18 protein-coding genes and 1 riboswitch are annotated in these 15,330 nt (G+C 37.8%); of the genes, 13 read left to right on the forward strand and 5 right to left on the reverse strand.

The features are described from left to right. The first annotated feature begins 38 nt into the window (after window positions 1–38). Window positions 39–2,051, forward strand: coding sequence for a peptidoglycan D,D-transpeptidase FtsI family protein (locus ACFPU1_RS10110; RefSeq protein WP_385940704.1), 2,013 nt, complete (start codon window positions 39–41; stop codon window positions 2,049–2,051). 262 nt (window positions 2,052–2,313) lie between these two features. After that, window positions 2,314–2,511, forward strand: coding sequence for a cold shock domain-containing protein (locus ACFPU1_RS10115; protein ID WP_054637248.1), 198 nt, complete (start codon window positions 2,314–2,316; stop codon window positions 2,509–2,511). A 48-nt stretch (window positions 2,512–2,559) separates the two neighbouring features. On the opposite strand, the gene ACFPU1_RS10120 is transcribed toward ACFPU1_RS10115, so the two are convergent. Continuing rightward, window positions 2,560–3,075, reverse strand: coding sequence for a cupin domain-containing protein (locus ACFPU1_RS10120; RefSeq protein ID WP_269758335.1), 516 nt, complete (start codon window positions 3,073–3,075; stop codon window positions 2,560–2,562). Window positions 3,076–3,222: 147 nt separating this feature from the next. On the opposite strand from ACFPU1_RS10120, the gene ACFPU1_RS10125 reads away from it, so the two are divergent. The 6 genes from ACFPU1_RS10125 (at window position 3,223) to ACFPU1_RS10150 (ending at window position 6,602) form a co-directional block, all read left to right on the forward strand. Next, window positions 3,223–3,543 carry a DUF2325 domain-containing protein gene (locus ACFPU1_RS10125; protein ID WP_054637249.1) on the forward strand — a complete coding sequence of 107 codons (321 nt, stop codon included), beginning with the start codon at window positions 3,223–3,225 and terminating at the stop codon, window positions 3,541–3,543. Between the two features lie 26 nt (window positions 3,544–3,569). After that, window positions 3,570–4,049 carry a hypothetical protein gene (locus tag ACFPU1_RS10130; protein WP_385940707.1) on the forward strand — a complete coding sequence of 160 codons (480 nt, stop codon included), beginning with the start codon at window positions 3,570–3,572 and terminating at the stop codon, window positions 4,047–4,049. Window positions 4,050–4,270: 221 nt separating this feature from the next. Next, the gene (locus ACFPU1_RS10135) at window positions 4,271–4,597 is read left to right on the forward strand and encodes a helix-turn-helix domain-containing protein (RefSeq protein WP_100397940.1); all 327 of its coding nucleotides are present in this window, start codon (window positions 4,271–4,273) and stop codon (window positions 4,595–4,597) included. A gap of 149 nt (window positions 4,598–4,746) precedes the next feature. Next, complete coding sequence (locus tag ACFPU1_RS10140) at window positions 4,747–5,646, forward strand: diacylglycerol/lipid kinase family protein (RefSeq protein ID WP_385940709.1); 900 nt, start codon at window positions 4,747–4,749, stop codon at window positions 5,644–5,646. Between the two features lie 437 nt (window positions 5,647–6,083). Then, window positions 6,084–6,239: a hypothetical protein gene (locus tag ACFPU1_RS10145; protein WP_385940711.1), complete on the forward strand. Its 156-nt coding sequence runs from the start codon at window positions 6,084–6,086 to the stop codon at window positions 6,237–6,239. Between the two features lie 108 nt (window positions 6,240–6,347). Further along, a riboswitch (cyclic di-GMP riboswitch) is annotated at window positions 6,348–6,430 on the forward strand. Window positions 6,431–6,467: 37 nt separating this feature from the next. Continuing rightward, entirely contained in the window at window positions 6,468–6,602 is a 135-nt protein-coding gene (locus ACFPU1_RS10150; RefSeq protein ID WP_385940713.1) for an anti-repressor SinI family protein, read from the forward strand. Between the two features lie 213 nt (window positions 6,603–6,815). Here the strand turns inward: ACFPU1_RS10150 and ACFPU1_RS10155 are convergent, their stop codons facing one another. Beyond that, window positions 6,816–7,166 (reverse strand): helix-turn-helix domain-containing protein, encoded by a 351-nt coding sequence (locus ACFPU1_RS10155; RefSeq protein ID WP_054637255.1) that lies wholly within the window; start codon window positions 7,164–7,166, stop codon window positions 6,816–6,818. Window positions 7,167–7,688: 522 nt separating this feature from the next. Beyond that, the gene (locus tag ACFPU1_RS10160) at window positions 7,689–7,925 is read right to left on the reverse strand and encodes a hypothetical protein (protein ID WP_054637257.1); all 237 of its coding nucleotides are present in this window, start codon (window positions 7,923–7,925) and stop codon (window positions 7,689–7,691) included. A 166-nt stretch (window positions 7,926–8,091) separates the two neighbouring features. On the opposite strand from ACFPU1_RS10160, the gene nhaC reads away from it, so the two are divergent. The 4 genes from nhaC (at window position 8,092) to cls (ending at window position 12,033) form a co-directional block, all read left to right on the forward strand. After that, entirely contained in the window at window positions 8,092–9,480 is a 1,389-nt protein-coding gene (gene nhaC / locus ACFPU1_RS10165; RefSeq protein ID WP_385940716.1) for a Na+/H+ antiporter NhaC, read from the forward strand. Between the two features lie 239 nt (window positions 9,481–9,719). Then, on the forward strand, window positions 9,720–10,121 hold the full coding sequence (locus tag ACFPU1_RS10170) for a hypothetical protein (RefSeq protein ID WP_385940718.1): 402 nt from the start codon (window positions 9,720–9,722) through the stop codon (window positions 10,119–10,121). A gap of 133 nt (window positions 10,122–10,254) precedes the next feature. After that, window positions 10,255–10,389: a hypothetical protein gene (locus ACFPU1_RS10175; protein WP_269758338.1), complete on the forward strand. Its 135-nt coding sequence runs from the start codon at window positions 10,255–10,257 to the stop codon at window positions 10,387–10,389. A 195-nt stretch (window positions 10,390–10,584) separates the two neighbouring features. After that, complete coding sequence (cls, locus tag ACFPU1_RS10180; protein WP_385940720.1) at window positions 10,585–12,033, forward strand: cardiolipin synthase; 1,449 nt, start codon at window positions 10,585–10,587, stop codon at window positions 12,031–12,033. Between the two features lie 7 nt (window positions 12,034–12,040). Here the strand turns inward: cls and ACFPU1_RS10185 are convergent, their stop codons facing one another. Then, window positions 12,041–12,220: an SE1832 family protein gene (locus tag ACFPU1_RS10185; protein ID WP_054637259.1), complete on the reverse strand. Its 180-nt coding sequence runs from the start codon at window positions 12,218–12,220 to the stop codon at window positions 12,041–12,043. A gap of 152 nt (window positions 12,221–12,372) precedes the next feature. Beyond that, the gene (locus ACFPU1_RS10190; protein ID WP_385940722.1) at window positions 12,373–14,208 is read right to left on the reverse strand and encodes a DNA ligase D; all 1,836 of its coding nucleotides are present in this window, start codon (window positions 14,206–14,208) and stop codon (window positions 12,373–12,375) included. Window positions 14,209–14,338: 130 nt separating this feature from the next. On the opposite strand from ACFPU1_RS10190, the gene ku reads away from it, so the two are divergent. Next, window positions 14,339–15,172 (forward strand): non-homologous end joining protein Ku, encoded by an 834-nt coding sequence (gene ku, locus ACFPU1_RS10195; RefSeq protein WP_385940724.1) that lies wholly within the window; start codon window positions 14,339–14,341, stop codon window positions 15,170–15,172. Window positions 15,173–15,330 lie beyond the last annotated feature (158 nt).

The raw sequence follows: 15,330 nt of genomic DNA on the forward strand, positions 1-15,330 counted from the left end.
AAAATAAGCCGAGAAATGGAAAAAAAGGAGGTATAACGTTGAAGGTCTGCCGTTTTTTAATGTTTACTATTTTAATAGGGTTATGCGCGGCGTGCTCAGAGGATGTACCTGATCCTGAGTCTTTTTTAAATGATTACATTCACGCCCATGAAACATATGAGTATGAGGAAATCTATGAATTAGCAAATGGCAGCAATGAATTGGCGTTAACAGAAGATGAATTTACTGCCTATGCAAGTAACATACATACGAGTATTGAGCAACAGGATCTGTCTTTTACTTATGAAAGCCTTGAACTGGAAGACGATGAGCTTAGAGAAATGGAAAGCCTGACCTACCCTGTATTTATTACTATGGAGACCATAGCTGGTGACCTATCTTACGAGAGTGAAGTGACCCTTGTAAAGGAAGAGGGAGATGATGGTATATCCTGGTTTGTTGACTGGGATTATGAACATTTGTTTTTAGGGCTTGAATCAGAAAATGAGCGGGTGAAAGCTGAGATTGAAACACCCGACAGGGGTGAAATCCTTGACAGAAATGGAAATGGGATTGCTGTAAATGGTGAGGTGGCCAGCGTGTATGTCGTGCCTGAACGGATGGAAGATCAAGACCAGGGAGTTCAAGAGCTGGCAGGTGTCCTGGACCTTACAGAGGAAAGAATTGAGGAACTCTTAAATCAAAGCTGGGTAGAGGACCATTTAAGTGTCCCCATAAAAGACATACCTGTAGAAGATGACCGTGAAAGTGAACTGTTGGATATTCCAGGTGTTGGAATCAGTACAGAAGAAGGAAGAGAGTATCCAATGGGAGAAATGGCTGCCCACTTAACTGGATATACTGGAGGAATTACTGCTGAGGAATTAGAGGAAAGGGAATGGAAAGGCTACCACGAAAACTCAAGAATTGGTAAATCCGGTCTGGAAGCGGTATGGGAAGAAGAACTTCGAGGAGAAGTCGGAGCAAGGGTTAAAATCCTAAATGAAAATGACGAGGTCAGAGAGGTTGTGTTAAAGAAAGAGGCAGAAGCAGGTGAGACCTTTGAGTTGAGTGTTGATGCTACTTTGCAAAAGCAGCTATCGGACAGTCTGGGAGGAGATACAGGCACGGGAGTTGTTATGAATCCTGTAACAGGAGAAGTATTAGCCATGTACAATACACCATCCTATGATCCCAACCTCATGAGCCTCGGTGTTAGCAGCGAGCAGTGGGAAGAGTGGCAGGAAAATGAAGATGAACCTTTTTTAAACCGATTTGGCCAGCGTTATTCACCCGGTTCAGTATTTAAGCCTGTGACAGCAGCCATAGGCATTGAAGAAGGAACCTTACATCCTGAAGAAGTAATGACCATTGAAGGTGAACACTGGCAGGAAAGAGAAGATTGGGGAAGCTATCGTGTAAGGAGAGTGAATGAGGATATAGAGGAAGTCGATTTACGCCGGGCAATGCTTTACTCTGATAACATTTATTTTGCTCAGCAAGCATTAAGAATAGGTGAAGAGGCTTTTCAAGACCGTATAGAAGACTTTGGTTTTGAAGAAACTCTTCCTTTCGAGTATCCGGTTTATACTTCAAGACTTTCAAATGATGGAATAGATGCCGAAGCCTTATTGTCAGACACTGGGTATGGACAAGGAGAAGTACTGACAAACCCAGTGCACCTTTCTGCTGTTTATACAGCCTTTCTTCACGATGGAAGCATGATAGAACCAACATTGCTTAAAAGAGATGAAGGGAGATACTGGAAGGAAGATATTATATCTCCAACAACAGCTGAAACCATTCTGAATTCTTTAATTGCTGTGGTGGAGGACTCAGGTGGAACCGCCCATGATATTTATGAAGAGGGAATGCCTCTCGCAGGGAAAACCGGCACTGCTGAATTAAAACAATCGCTAGACGATGAAGATGGGGAACAGTTAGGCTGGTTTGTCGGGTTTGATTATGAAAATAAAGACCTTATGGTAACCATGATGCTGGAGCAAGTAGAAGGTCGTGGTGGAAGCGGCTATGTTGTCCCTCTTGCTAAAGATTTCTTCAGCGAACGATAGAAAACGAGGAAATCCATCTCAGTAGAATACAGGGAGGATAAGTGAAGTCGAAATCCCAGAACCCTTGGCATACGGAGGATTCATCAACATTAAAAATTTTCCAGTTAGGTTTGCAATCGCTTCCTTCGTGTGATACATTTAAGAAGGCGAAAGTGAGTAACATCGTAAAACAGTTTTTATCGGCCTCAGTAAGGACGTAAAAAGATTTGTTTTCCTGGTATTCACTGAAGCAATTTTTTTATTATCTAAGGAGGCCGTTAACATGACTGGCAAAGTAAAATGGTTTAATTCTGAAAAAGGTTTTGGATTTATTGAGCGTGAAGGCGGAGACGATGTATTCGTCCATTTTTCTGCTATTCAATCTGAAGGATTCAAAACTTTAGATGAAGGACAAGAGGTTGAATTTGAGATCGTTGAAGGACAACGTGGACCACAAGCTGCTAACGTAGTTCGTGTATAATTAAAATAATAAAAGCAGAGGATGTCTTGAATACCAAGACATCCTTTTTTAATCTTGATGCCAACGCTCAATTAGAGGTCCATCCTTTCCAAAGACTGGATCGGCCTTCGGCAGTTTTACATCTTTTATATTATTCCACACTTCCTGACTTACAGGATCTTTCTGGGTTTTCATATCATAATCTTTTCCATCTGGATAAGCCCCCACTACTTCAAAATCTGTACTTGCTTTCAGCTTTTTATGCCCGCATCCAGCAGGGAGAATCACAACATCTCCTCTTTTTACGTGCATCTCTTCCCCGTGTTCTCCACCAAACATAATAGCGGCTGTGCCCTTTTGTACTCCCAGGACCTCATGTGAATTGCTGTGATAATGGTGATAAGGGAGAACACTGCCTGTCCAGCTGTTCCTCCAATTATTTCTCTCGAAAATTTCCATAATGCTATCATCTTCGTCTAACACCATCGGGTAATAGAGCATAGGCAGTGTAGGATTGTTAGGAATATTGCCGTCCTCGTTAAAAAAAACTGCTTTCACTTGAAAGTCATGTAAAGAGTAAACCAATGTTATTCCTCCTTGGAACAAAAGGTAAGGTAATAATTTAATTCCTCTAATAGGCGGCAATAAAACCAAACAATTAATTGACATTGATAATCTTTGTCAATTAGAATGTAATTGAGAATAGATTTCATTTAAAGGAGAGTGAGAAGCGTGGAGGCTTTAATGATTGTAGGGGCAGATCGATTAGGTGCCATCCCTGACCATTTGCAAAAGCTGGGAGTTAAAAACATCATACATATTAACGGGAGAAAGGTTAAGCAAGTGCAAAGAGAAATACCGGAGCACGTTGAATTAATTCTTGTATTAACAGACTTTATTAACCACAACTTATCTAAAAAACTGAAAGAGAAAGCAAGTAAACAATCTGTGCCAGTTTGTTATGCCAAAAGGTCCTGGTGTTCGATATATAAAGCTCTTTCTCATTGTGATTCCTTTTGTGAGCAATGCCCACTGATGAAGGAGGAGCGGTGAAATAACAAAAGTGGAGGTAAAAGGATATGAGGAGAATGGATCTGGTTTTAGATACACATCTTACGGAACTCTCTATTCAAACAGCTGCTGAATGCATAATAGAAACAATACTGGACAATCCAAAAACAACGATAAAAAAAGTACTTTACAATATTAATTTTTATTGGAAGCAGATCCCTTCTGCTTGTTTTTCAAGTCATAAAGCATACTTACTTACCACAGCTGCCTTCACTGATTATCTGCTGAATTTTTTGCCGGTTCTCTACACCATTCATGTTTCAAAAAAACTAAAGCTAAATGAAGAAGTAACCTTATATATAGAAGACAATTCTCATAATATTTCTCAAAAAGAAGCGTGGTTATTTATAGGGGATAAAAGAGAAGTAACTAAAGCTCTCCTGATAAAGGCAGAAAACGTAATGAAAAAAGAGTGTAATGGAGAAGAATGGAAGCTGAATATAATTATGTTAACCACTGGCAGACATTTAAAAAAATCATACAGGTAATTCTTGTTAAGGGAGAGCAGAAAACTAGTTTTCTGCTTTTTTGGCGTATGTAAAGATATATTGAAATAATTGTGATATATTGAAATTAAGACTCACAAATAATTGGTAAGGTATCCCTTTTTACTAGGTCTTTCTTGGTTTTTTTGTTCACTATAACATACATATATCATTTCGATGGTATAATATAAAACATGACTAGATATATAAAGGAGACTAGAAGGATGATTGGTGACCGCGTAAAAAAATATCGGTTAGAAAGGAACCTTTCATTAACAGAGCTTGCTGAAAAGGCAGGCGTTGCCAAGTCATATTTAAGCGCAATAGAAAGGAACATCCAAACTAACCCCTCCATTCAGTTTTTAGAGAAAATTTCCAAACAATTAAACATTCCAATAGATTTTTTACTCAAGGAAGAGACAGAGGAAATGGAACAAGAGCTTGATAGTGAGTGGATGAAGCTTGTTCAGGAGGCAATGGAATCTGGTGTGTCTAAAGAAGAATTTAAAGATTTTTTAGAATTCAATAAGTGGAAGATCAATAACCAATAACACTTTATACCCCAGTTTTGGGTATAGAGTGTTTTTTTATTATATCAAGGGGGAAAATGAGTAATCCCCAGTTTATTTACGATATACTGGTATGACCTTAATAATATTACGAATGAATAAAGAATACTCCTAGAAAGTGAGTGGAGGTTATGTTTAAAAAAGCCCTGCTTGTGTATAAAGGGAACGTAAGTGAAAAAGAAATAGGAAATGAGCTTAACGAAGCGATCTCCACCTTCATGCTCCATATAAAAGAATTGGTCATAGTTAAAACAGAAGAAGAAGGAGAGGGAGAAGAAATATGCAAGGCGCATGGAAACGAGGTTGAGCTTATACTGATTTATGGGGGAGATGGCACTGTTCATGAATGTCTCAATGGCTTAAAGGAAATTAACCCTTCCCCTGTGATCGGAGTGCTGCCAGGCGGGACGGCTAATGACTTCTCCAGATCTTTGAATGTTCCTCAAAATATAAAAAAAGCTGCTGAAGCGTTAATGAATGACAGCAAGCCTATAAATATAGATGTTGGACAGGCAGATGATCGGGTATTTACTAATTTTCTAGGGGTTGGGCTGGTATCAGATACCTCGGAAAGTGTTAATGAAAATATTAAAAATCTGTTTGGTAAAGCTGGTTATTACTTAAGTGCATTCCAGCATTTAACAGAGGGGAATACTTTTTCTTTCGTTTTAAAACATGGTGAAACAGTAGTTGAAGACGAAGCTGTGATGATACTGATTGCTAATGGAAAGTATCTTGGCGGACAGGAAATTCCAGGAGGCTCGATAAGTCCTGCTGATGGTCTTCTTGATGTTTTTATTGTATACGAGGCAGGACTCCCGTTATTAAAGGATTTCCTAGTTGCAAAAAGAACCTTTGAATGGAACCAGGATAAATCACAGGTAGTACATTTTCAGGCTTCTTCGCTGCATTTAGATACCTCTGTCCCTCAAAAGGTAGACATGGACGGTGAAATTTATGCTGAGACACCGGTGGAAATCAACGTCGTATCAAAACAATTTTCTTTCTTAGTAGGAAACTCCCGAAGATAAAGAAATGAGCTTTAAGAAGGCTGTTGAGAAAGTTATCTCAGCAGTCTATTTGCGTAGGTATTATGCATCAAATGGTTGCTTGTCTTTTGAGGGAAATTGCGCCTTCAAGGACCTGTAGCAGTGCTTTTTGACCAGACGCGGAGAGAAAGAGGTTCTTTAAAACAGATAAGCTGTCATGTATTGCTAGTCAAAGAAGTTTGTATAAAGAGGAATTTTGTTAGAAAAAGAAAATAAAAAAACATTTTAGGTGACAGCTTTCTACAGAATTACATATGGGACCCCTGTATAGTATGAAGTATCCAAGAGTATAGGAGTGCGTCAAAAGTTCTGATTTCTACCCAATGCTTAAATGTCTCGTTAATTTATACAGTTTGCATTATGCAAGATTATCTGCTTGAAGAGGGTTCATATTTAGGAAGTAAGGATGTGCATGAAAAATGAGCAAGAACCACCTGGAAAATCAAACACCTGATAGGAGAGAATGGTTAGAGCTGCTTGTGAAGGCAAGGGATAAAGGGTACACAGTAGAAGAAGTGAGGAAGTTTTTACACTTACACTCATCTCAGGTGGATGAGAAGAAGGTGATGATGTAAGTCATAATCACCCTAAAAGATAAATTAGAAAAAATGTTTACGTAGGACTATGTTTCTCTGACTGATAAGGGATTTTAAAAACGAGAATGCAGATGTTACAGGATGTGCTGAAGAACAAGGCATCCCTGTTGAAAAGCAGGTGCGCAAAGTCACAGGTCTAAGGTGTTTACTAGGATGGCTGGGCTGCCTAAGCACTCAAATATTTCTTATATTTGAGGTGGTGCTAAAATGAATAGTAAAGCTAATACAAAAATTGACAAAGAATGGGTATTTTTGATTCAGGAAGCATTATCTCAAGGATTGACGCCTGAAGAAATCAGAGCATTTTTCCGACGTGAATCCTGCAATAATAAACTGCATTAAGAATGACATGCTTTAACATACTGATAAATAAGGCCTGAGTCCGGGGGTGCCGGACCCAGGCCTTATTCTAATTGTTTTCAGTGTATTGAAACCTAAAAAAGACTGTTTGCAAAAGGGTTACTTTTGAAAACAGCCCCAGGTCAAAAAGAGTCTTTCAGGACAGGAACTCTGAAACCTGGGTTTCAGTAGCTTCGTGACTTAAAAAATGAATCATTATCCTTTATCTTTTTCATTGCTCCATGCTTTGTATTTCACAAAATCCTGAAACTGCTTAAACTCTTCTTTTGTAATTCCTGACTTAATGGCTTGCTGCAGAAGCTGAAGCCATTCTTCGTCCAGGTGTTCCCCGCTATGTTCGTTGTATAGCTCTTGTTCATTTATCAATTCTTCAATAGAGAGGTCTAATACACTGGAAAGCTTTTTAAGAACATCAATAGAAGGATTCTTCTTCAGGTCTCTTTCTATATAGCTTAAATAGGATTTAGAAACCTTCGTACGGTTTGCCAATTCAGAAAGGGTTAATCCCTTTTCTTTTCTTCTGACCTTAATCTTTTCACCTATCATCTTCCCCCCTCCAGTTAGGGTGTTATTTGTTCATTATATAAAACAATTTCCGTTTTGGGAAAAAAGTAAACCAGAGAAAATTAAAGAAATATAATATATAAAGAACATATTCGTTCATTATTAGGAACAAACGAACTAATTTAACGTTTTTAACGTTTTCTAATTTATAGAACAAATTTCCTTATAGCGAACAAAATATATAAATAAAAAGTAAAATATAAACCTCGATAAAGGAATGCTTGAAAGTATCTATAGAAAATAAGGAAGGTACTGTCTTTCTTTAAAAGGCTTAATGTATTGGCTGGATCCATGCGGGATTTATTATACCATCTGTACCGATGCAGCAATCTGCATGACTTTCCTATAAGGACGAACGAGGCTCAATACTTAAAAAAAGGATCTAGTAAGAGTCTGCCCGGCAGACAGGCTATTTTATACAAAAAAACAAATTCGTGTTTTCACAGTGCATCAAAAGCAGAAAGAAAAGGACAATTAATTGTGACAAGAAAGGATATATTAAAATTAGTGGACAAGCTTGCTGTAAAAGGATAAGTGCTGCACTGGCGGGAAGGGATGGATATTATGAATATCCTCAAAATGGTACTGCTTTAGTGAAAATTCGCGGTCATTATTATATTCCAGTAAATAGATCTTTGTGTTTCCCAGACTGCAGAGAATACCAGAAGTGCCTCGGCCGTTTTTTAAAGCAATCCCTACAGGTTCACCAATTAAATATTGAGCTTTTTTGTACCACTTCATTTCTTTTCACCTCTTATTGTTATCGTATGACATTTGATCAGTAAGGAGCGCCTATTCTTTAAAAATTGTTTTTCCTCCCTGTCTTGACAAAAAAAGAATTTCCTATTATGTTTAACGTTGTGCTTCAACGCATAAAAGCGTTCAAGCAGTGATAATGGAGGTAAATATGGAAAATCAAAAACAATTGCCAGCAGTTACAAGAATAGAAGCATTATTGGTCATTTTAGTTATTCTATCACTTATAGGAACGGCTCTTATCGTATTTGAGGCGCCTCCACATGTCCCTATTTTTACAGCGTTTATATTTTTGGTAGTATATGCTTTTATAAAGAAAGCACCCTGGAAAAAGGTAGAGGAAGGGATTGTGGAAGGGGTATCATCTGGAATTATTCCTATGTTAATCTTTATGTTTATTGGCGTGCTTATCAGTATTTGGATGAGTTCGGGCACTATACCTACGTTGATTCACTATAGCTTCCAAGTTGTCTCTGTGAGCTATTTTCTTCCCAGCGTATTTATTGTTACAGCCATAGTGGGAGCATGCGTGGGAAGCTCCTTTACGACAGCTTCAACGATTGGTGTTTCCTTCATGGCGTTGGGAAGCCTCCTTGGCTTTGATCTCGCCATGGTGGCCGGTGCTGTAGTTTCTGGCGCTTTAGTAGGAGATAAAATGTCTCCGCTCTCAGATACGACAAATCTTGCTGCATCTGTAACAAGGGTAGATTTGTTTGAACATATTAGACATATGATCTGGACTGCAGTTCCTGCTTTTGGTGTCAGCCTGTTGTTGTTTATATTAATTGGGAGAACCGAAGCAGAGATAGAAACTGCAGGTGTCAATGAACTTATGGCTGAACTAACAGAGGTTTCCCTTATTAGCCCGATAGCTTTACTCCCTGCAGTAGTTATTGTTCTTCTGGCTATAAAGAGAACTCCAGCTTTGCCGACAATGTTAGCAGGGATAGCAGCTGCCTTTCTTATTGCTTTAATCATGCAGCCGCAATATACGATCGAAAACTATATTTCATTCATTCAGGACGGTTACACAGCCGAATCAGGTAATGAACAAATTGATGCATTGCTCACAAGAGGCGGTATTCAAGACATGATGTGGCCCCTTTCACTATTAGTATTAACATTAAGTATGGGTGGCTTATTAAATAAACTCGGTATCATTGAAAAGCTTCTTGAAACCATTCGTGCTTTAGTGGCCTCAACCGGGCGTCTTGTATTATCAACCGTGGTTACAGGAATGGGGATTAATATAACTCTTGGGGAGCAATACATGTCAGTCATTTTGACTGGGAAAGCTTATGAAAAACAGTATGAAGAACTTGGTTTAAAGAGAAAAAATCTCTCAAGAGCACTAGAAAACGGAGGAACTGTCATAAATGCTTTAATTCCTTATGGAGTTAGTGGTGTGTTTATGGCAAGTGTCCTTGAGGTGGATGTACTGAGTTATTTACCATACGCGTTTTTTTGTTTGCTTTGCCCTATTATTGCCGTCATATATGGTTTTACCGGTATAACTATGGAAAAAACGGAAGAAAAGTAATAAAGCAAAGGCTCCTGGGATATAACAGGAGCCTTTTATTATCAGCAAATGAAATATTATTTGGTTGTTTAAAAAGGATTTCTCACAAGTGAATAGAGTGTTTTCTTCAGCAATCAGCAATTTTTAACCGTGAGGATGCCAATAAAAAGAAAAGTAAAGGATAAATACAGGATATTTCATTTTTTATCTCTGTTAGTTATATACTTACGATAAAGAATATAGAAAAAGGAGGGAACAAGATGCTAATAACAATGGAAGATGAACTTATTTATATTTATTTTCAAGGAAAAGCTTCAAAAGACCTCCCTATTGGTACTTATCCAGATGTAAATGGCTACCTCCTTTATTCGGATGACAATAAATGGTTGGGATATCGGCTCATGAGAACCGTTAGAGACCATGAGTCCATTACTCTTCCAAAGATAAAAAAAATCGACTATCCACTTTTCAGCGGAAGTGTGGAAGATGCAGACCGGTATGTAGAATTGAAATTCGATAAGGACACCCCAATAAAGGAAATGCATGAACAAGAATGCCTTGTTGACTTTAATGAATACGGGATATTCGGTATAGAAATTATTAGAAAACCAGAGAATCCCCAGGGGAAAGATGAATTAGTCAAGTATTTTATTGAACCTTAAAAGAGACAGAACTCAAGCCAATGGAATAACAAGAAGAATATTTTAGAAAGTGAGGAAAAAAAGAATAGTACGATGGTCTTTTATCAACTATAATAATGAAGGGCAAAAGTATTAGGTAAGGGAGAGAAGTGCTTTGTTTCAACGCATTCTTGTAGGTTTTCTTTTCGCGCTTGTGGCAGTCTTTGTTGTTATTTATGTAAATGATTCACCTGATTCTTATTCTATAGACGGTGGTACAAAGATAGAGACATTCGAACTAACTGAATAATCCTGTAACTCAAAGCCTTGCTTATCTGGAGACCTGGATATCAAGGCTATTTTATTATGTTTAGCTTTTTCTATGAATATACTATGAAGAAGGAAATAAAGGGAATGATCAAATGGCTATATAAATAAAGTTTTAAATGATAAAATATGGGGGTTGAGGAATAAAAAACCTACCATTAAAAGGCAGGGATAGTATATGGATATAGTTACAATTTTATTAGGGATTCTCTATTTATTAAATATTATCTTTGCAGCTGTGGTTATCTTCATAGAAAGAAGAGATGCTGGGGCCACTTGGGCCTGGGTACTGATTCTTTTCTTTGTCCCAGTGGCGGGATTTATTTTGTACCTTATCTTCGGCCAGAACTTAAGCCGAAAAAGATTGTTTGACTGGGGTGATATTAAGAAAATAGGGATAGAGGACCTAATTAATAATCAAACAGCTAACATCCGAAATCCTGATTTCTTCTTTAAGGAATCATACGTTAATGATTATCGAAACCTTATCTACATGCATTTGATAAATAATGATGCTGTCTTAACAGAAGGGAACAGCGTTGATATTTTTTTGGATGGAGAAGAAAAGTTCGCTTCTCTTTTAAAAGATATTGAACAGGCAAAAGACCACATTCATCTTCAATATTATATCTTTCGTAATGATGGACTGGGAGGACAGATCATCGATGCCCTTGCAAAAAAGGCAGAAGAAGGGGTAAAGGTACGCGTTTTATATGATGACATGGGATCTAGGCTCCTTACGAAAAAAGATTTTAAAGCGATGACACAAGCTGGTGGGGAAGTGGGGATTTTCTTTCCGTCGCGTATCCCGTTTATTAACCTTCGCTTAAACTATAGAAATCACCGAAAGCTTGTTATTATTGATGGGGAAATTGGTTATGTCGGAGGGTTTAACGTTGGGGATGAATATTTAGGGCTAAGTAAGAAATTTGGTTATTGGCGTGATACTCACTTGAAGCTCAAAGGTGAGGCTGTAAATGCGATTCAAACCAGGTTCATTCTGGATTGGAACCAGGCATCCAAGAGTGCTTCAATTAATTATCAAGATCGGTATTTCCCCCCAAAAAAAACAGCAGGGGATGTAGCTGCCCAAATTGTTTCTAGCGGACCGGATTCTGAATGGGAGCAAATAAAAAATGGGTATATTAAAATGATTCATTCCGCCCGCAAATCTATATATATTCAGACACCGTATTTCATCCCCGATGCAAGCTTACTTGACACGTTAAGAATCGCTGCACTATCTGGAAAAGATGTATCTATTATGATTCCAAATAAACCTGATCACCCATTTGTATATTGGGCTACATACTCCTATATATTTGAGATGCTTAAAGCTGGGGCCAGGGTTTTTATTTATGAAAAAGGATTTATTCATGCGAAAACACTTGTTGTGGATGGAAAGGTAAGCTCTGTTGGCACGGCAAATATAGACGTGCGAAGTTTTCGGCTTAATTTTGAAGTAAATGCTTTTTTATACAATGCTCAAACGTCAAAAGAACTTGCCTTAGCCTTTGAAAATGACATTAAAGACTCCAGGGAATTAACAAAGGAACTCTATGCTAAAAGATCAGTCTGGATTAAGTTTAAAGAGTCCATCGCAAGACTGCTTTCACCCATACTATAGACTTGTATTAAATAAGAGCAGTCAGTTTATGATTTAGGTCAGTCAGCTCTTGTTCAATTTCAGTGAGCTGGCTTTCGGCCTTTTCCACACCACGCCCTACGGATTCCAACTTTTCAATATCTCCTTGCACCCTTATGTAATCTACCTTCAACATTTGAATTCTGTCTTCAATTTCTTTTCTGCTCATATAACTTTCCCTCCCAATAATATTTGTTATACACTTTGAAGTTATCATAGGGAGGATAGATTCACAATAAAAGATTGAACGATTGAAAGGTAAAAAAAGAGAGATTATTTCCCGAGAAATATGTCAAAAGACCACAAAGGATGAAGCTTATTTTAAAAGACATGGCCTTTTGACTTTAAATCGGTAATGATTTTTTTTAATGAGCTGTTATTTATTTCGAAAAAATGAGAAAAGGGGCACCCTTGTCTCTTTATTCTTTGTATGACTTTCTCCATGGTAAAGCTTTCTACATCAAGTCCTTCTTCAACTTCCTCCCAAAAAAGGGGAGCAGCCACAAGAGCTGATTGATTGCCTCTGAGAGAGTACGGAGCAATAATGGTTTTTCCTTTGCGATGTTGAATATAATCAACATAAAGCTTGTTACCCCTATTCTTTTTTAAGCGCTCTACGGTAAATAATTCTGGGGACTGTTTAACAAGGAATGCGGCGATAAACGAATTGAACTGTTCAGTGTCTTCCCAGGTGAAAGTTTCCTTTTCTAAAGGAAGATATACTTGAAGACCTTTATTTCCTGAAAACTTCACAAAGCTTGTGAGCTGAAGGGTATCAAAGATTCTTTTTAACTCTTTCGCTGCTTTTACTGCCAGGGAAAAGAATTCCCGGGAGGGAGGGTCCAGGTCAAAAACGATTTCACTCACAAAATCTGAGTCAACTGTTTGAAAAGGCACATGATACTCGATAGCGAGCTGATTGCTTAACCATAACAGTGTTTCTGCAGAGTCACAGACAATAAAAGAAGTTCCTTCATGATTAGATGTTTGTACGTATTCAGGAGCATAATCAGGGCATTGTTTTTGATAAAAACTTTCGCCATACATTCCATGGGGGTAACGAATCACTGTAAGAAGCCTCTTCTTTAAATAGGGAAGCAGTAAAGGAGCTATCGCTCTCATGTAACGAAGGTAATCTAATTTCAGGATGGGTGGACAGCTCCACAAGGGCTTGTCTATGTTGGTAACTGGGACGTTTTGAGGAAGCTGGAGCTCATCTAACAGCATTTGTTCATACGTACACTCTTCAGGCTCTGAATCCAGTAAAAAACGATTGAAATATGGTTCTCTTAGTTCCTGTTCTCCTCGCTCTAAGTAGTTAACTTCTACACAAATAGAGGGAGAAATAGCATACATATTTTTATTTTGAAGGAGACCGTTTTTTTTAATAATCTTGTTTAGAATCTCTTTTTCCTTCTTTCCTAACCCGTGAAGAAAAGCACCAGCTTTATACACTTCTTCTCCCTTGAATACACCGATATCGTAGTACTGATTTTCTGAATTGTATCCTGTAATAAAGCATTTAACCAGACGCCAATTTTTCCATTTCACCCAGTTGTTTGAACGATTCTTCTCCCACCTGCTTTTTTTGTTTTTTGCTACAATTCCTTCGCCTTGACATTCAAGTACCTGGTGCAGAGCTTCTTTGCGGCTCTGAGATGGTATGGACTGGAGAAGCTTGGTAAAGGTCATAGTAGGGCATATCGGAAAATCTTCTTCTTTAAAAAAGTCTTCCAGTTTCTTTTTTCTTTTTTCATAAGGAGAATCGGTAATCGAAGAGCCTCGATAAATTAATAAGTCAAAAGCCAGAAAACAAACCGGCCGTTGTAGTACTGCTTTTTGAATAGATTTCTCTGATCTCATTCTTCCTCTTTTTTGGACTTCAGAAAAAAGAGATTTCCCATCGTTTCCAAGAACGGCAATTTCTCCATCTAACAAAAAAGGAGAGTGGGATTTTAAAGTTTTGTCATTAGCTGACAAAAAATCAATGATCTCTGGAAATAATTTAGATAAATCTTTACCGGTTCTGCTTATGAAAGAATACTGCTTATGTGAGGACCATAGTAACTGAGCTCGAAAGCCGTCATACTTCACTTCGTAAGCCCACTGGGAGTTCTCTGGCAGGTCATTGTGAAGCACAGGAAGCATTATCTTCATTACAAACCACCTTCAAGGATAAAGTAACTGAACCATCATGATGGATGAGTTTATGTTATTTATTATGGATTAATGAATGGATTGGTATCCTTCTGGTGCAAAATAACACAAAAAAGAAGGAGGCATATTCGTGCATACAATCTGGAAGGGAAGTATAAGCTTTGGACTGGTTAACATACCAATCAAACTTCATGCAGCAACAGAAAATAAAGACATTTCATTAAGAACTCTTCATAAAAAATGTCATACACCCATCAAATATGAAAAGGTCTGTCCAGTATGTGAAGAAGAAGTCAATACGGAAGAGGTAGTGAAAGGGTATGAAATTACAGATGGGAAATTTGTTGTGTTTGAGGAAAAAGAGCTTAAAGAAATAAGAAAGCCAAATGAAGAAAAAGCAGTAGAAATTGTGGATTTTATAAACATAGATGAGATCGATCCCGTCTATTTTAATAGAAGTTATTTTATGTCACCAAATGATGGAGGCGCTAAAGCATACTCTTTATTAAGGAAATCCCTCAAGGAATCCGGCCGTGTAGGCCTGGCCAAAATTATCATACGTTCTAAAGAGCAAATGGCTGTCATCCGCGAGTACAACAATACTCTTTTAATGGAAACGATACATTTTCCCGATGAAGTCAGAAATGCAGAAGAAGTTCCTAACATTCCAGCCGAGGATAATATAACGAAAAAAGAGTTGGATACAGCCAGTTTACTAATCGACCAGCTTACAACCACATTTGAGCCTGGTAAATATGAGGACGATTACCGGAAGAAACTTCAAGAATTAATTGAAGCAAAAAAAGCCGGAAAAGATGTAGTCACTCGAACAGAAAAAGAAGAACCTTCTAACGTTACGGACTTAATGGAAGCTCTCCAAAGATCCGTAGATAAGAATAAGGAAAGTAAAACCAAAAAAAAATCAGGAAAGAAAAAGTCTTCACCTAGCAAGAAAGCTCAATAGAAGAGGCGTGTATAGTCAGGGAACAGGATCTAACATCTAAAGCGGAATAACTGATTTTTCCATTTTAGATTTAGTCAATAAAAGAAAGCCCTTTCATATCCTGTGAAGGTGTTGTAATATGTTACTAACACATGTTGAATAATGAAACAGGGTGAAAG

The organism is Thalassorhabdus alkalitolerans, assembly GCF_042656525.1.
Lineage (GTDB): Bacteria > Bacillota > Bacilli > Bacillales > Marinococcaceae > Thalassorhabdus > Thalassorhabdus alkalitolerans.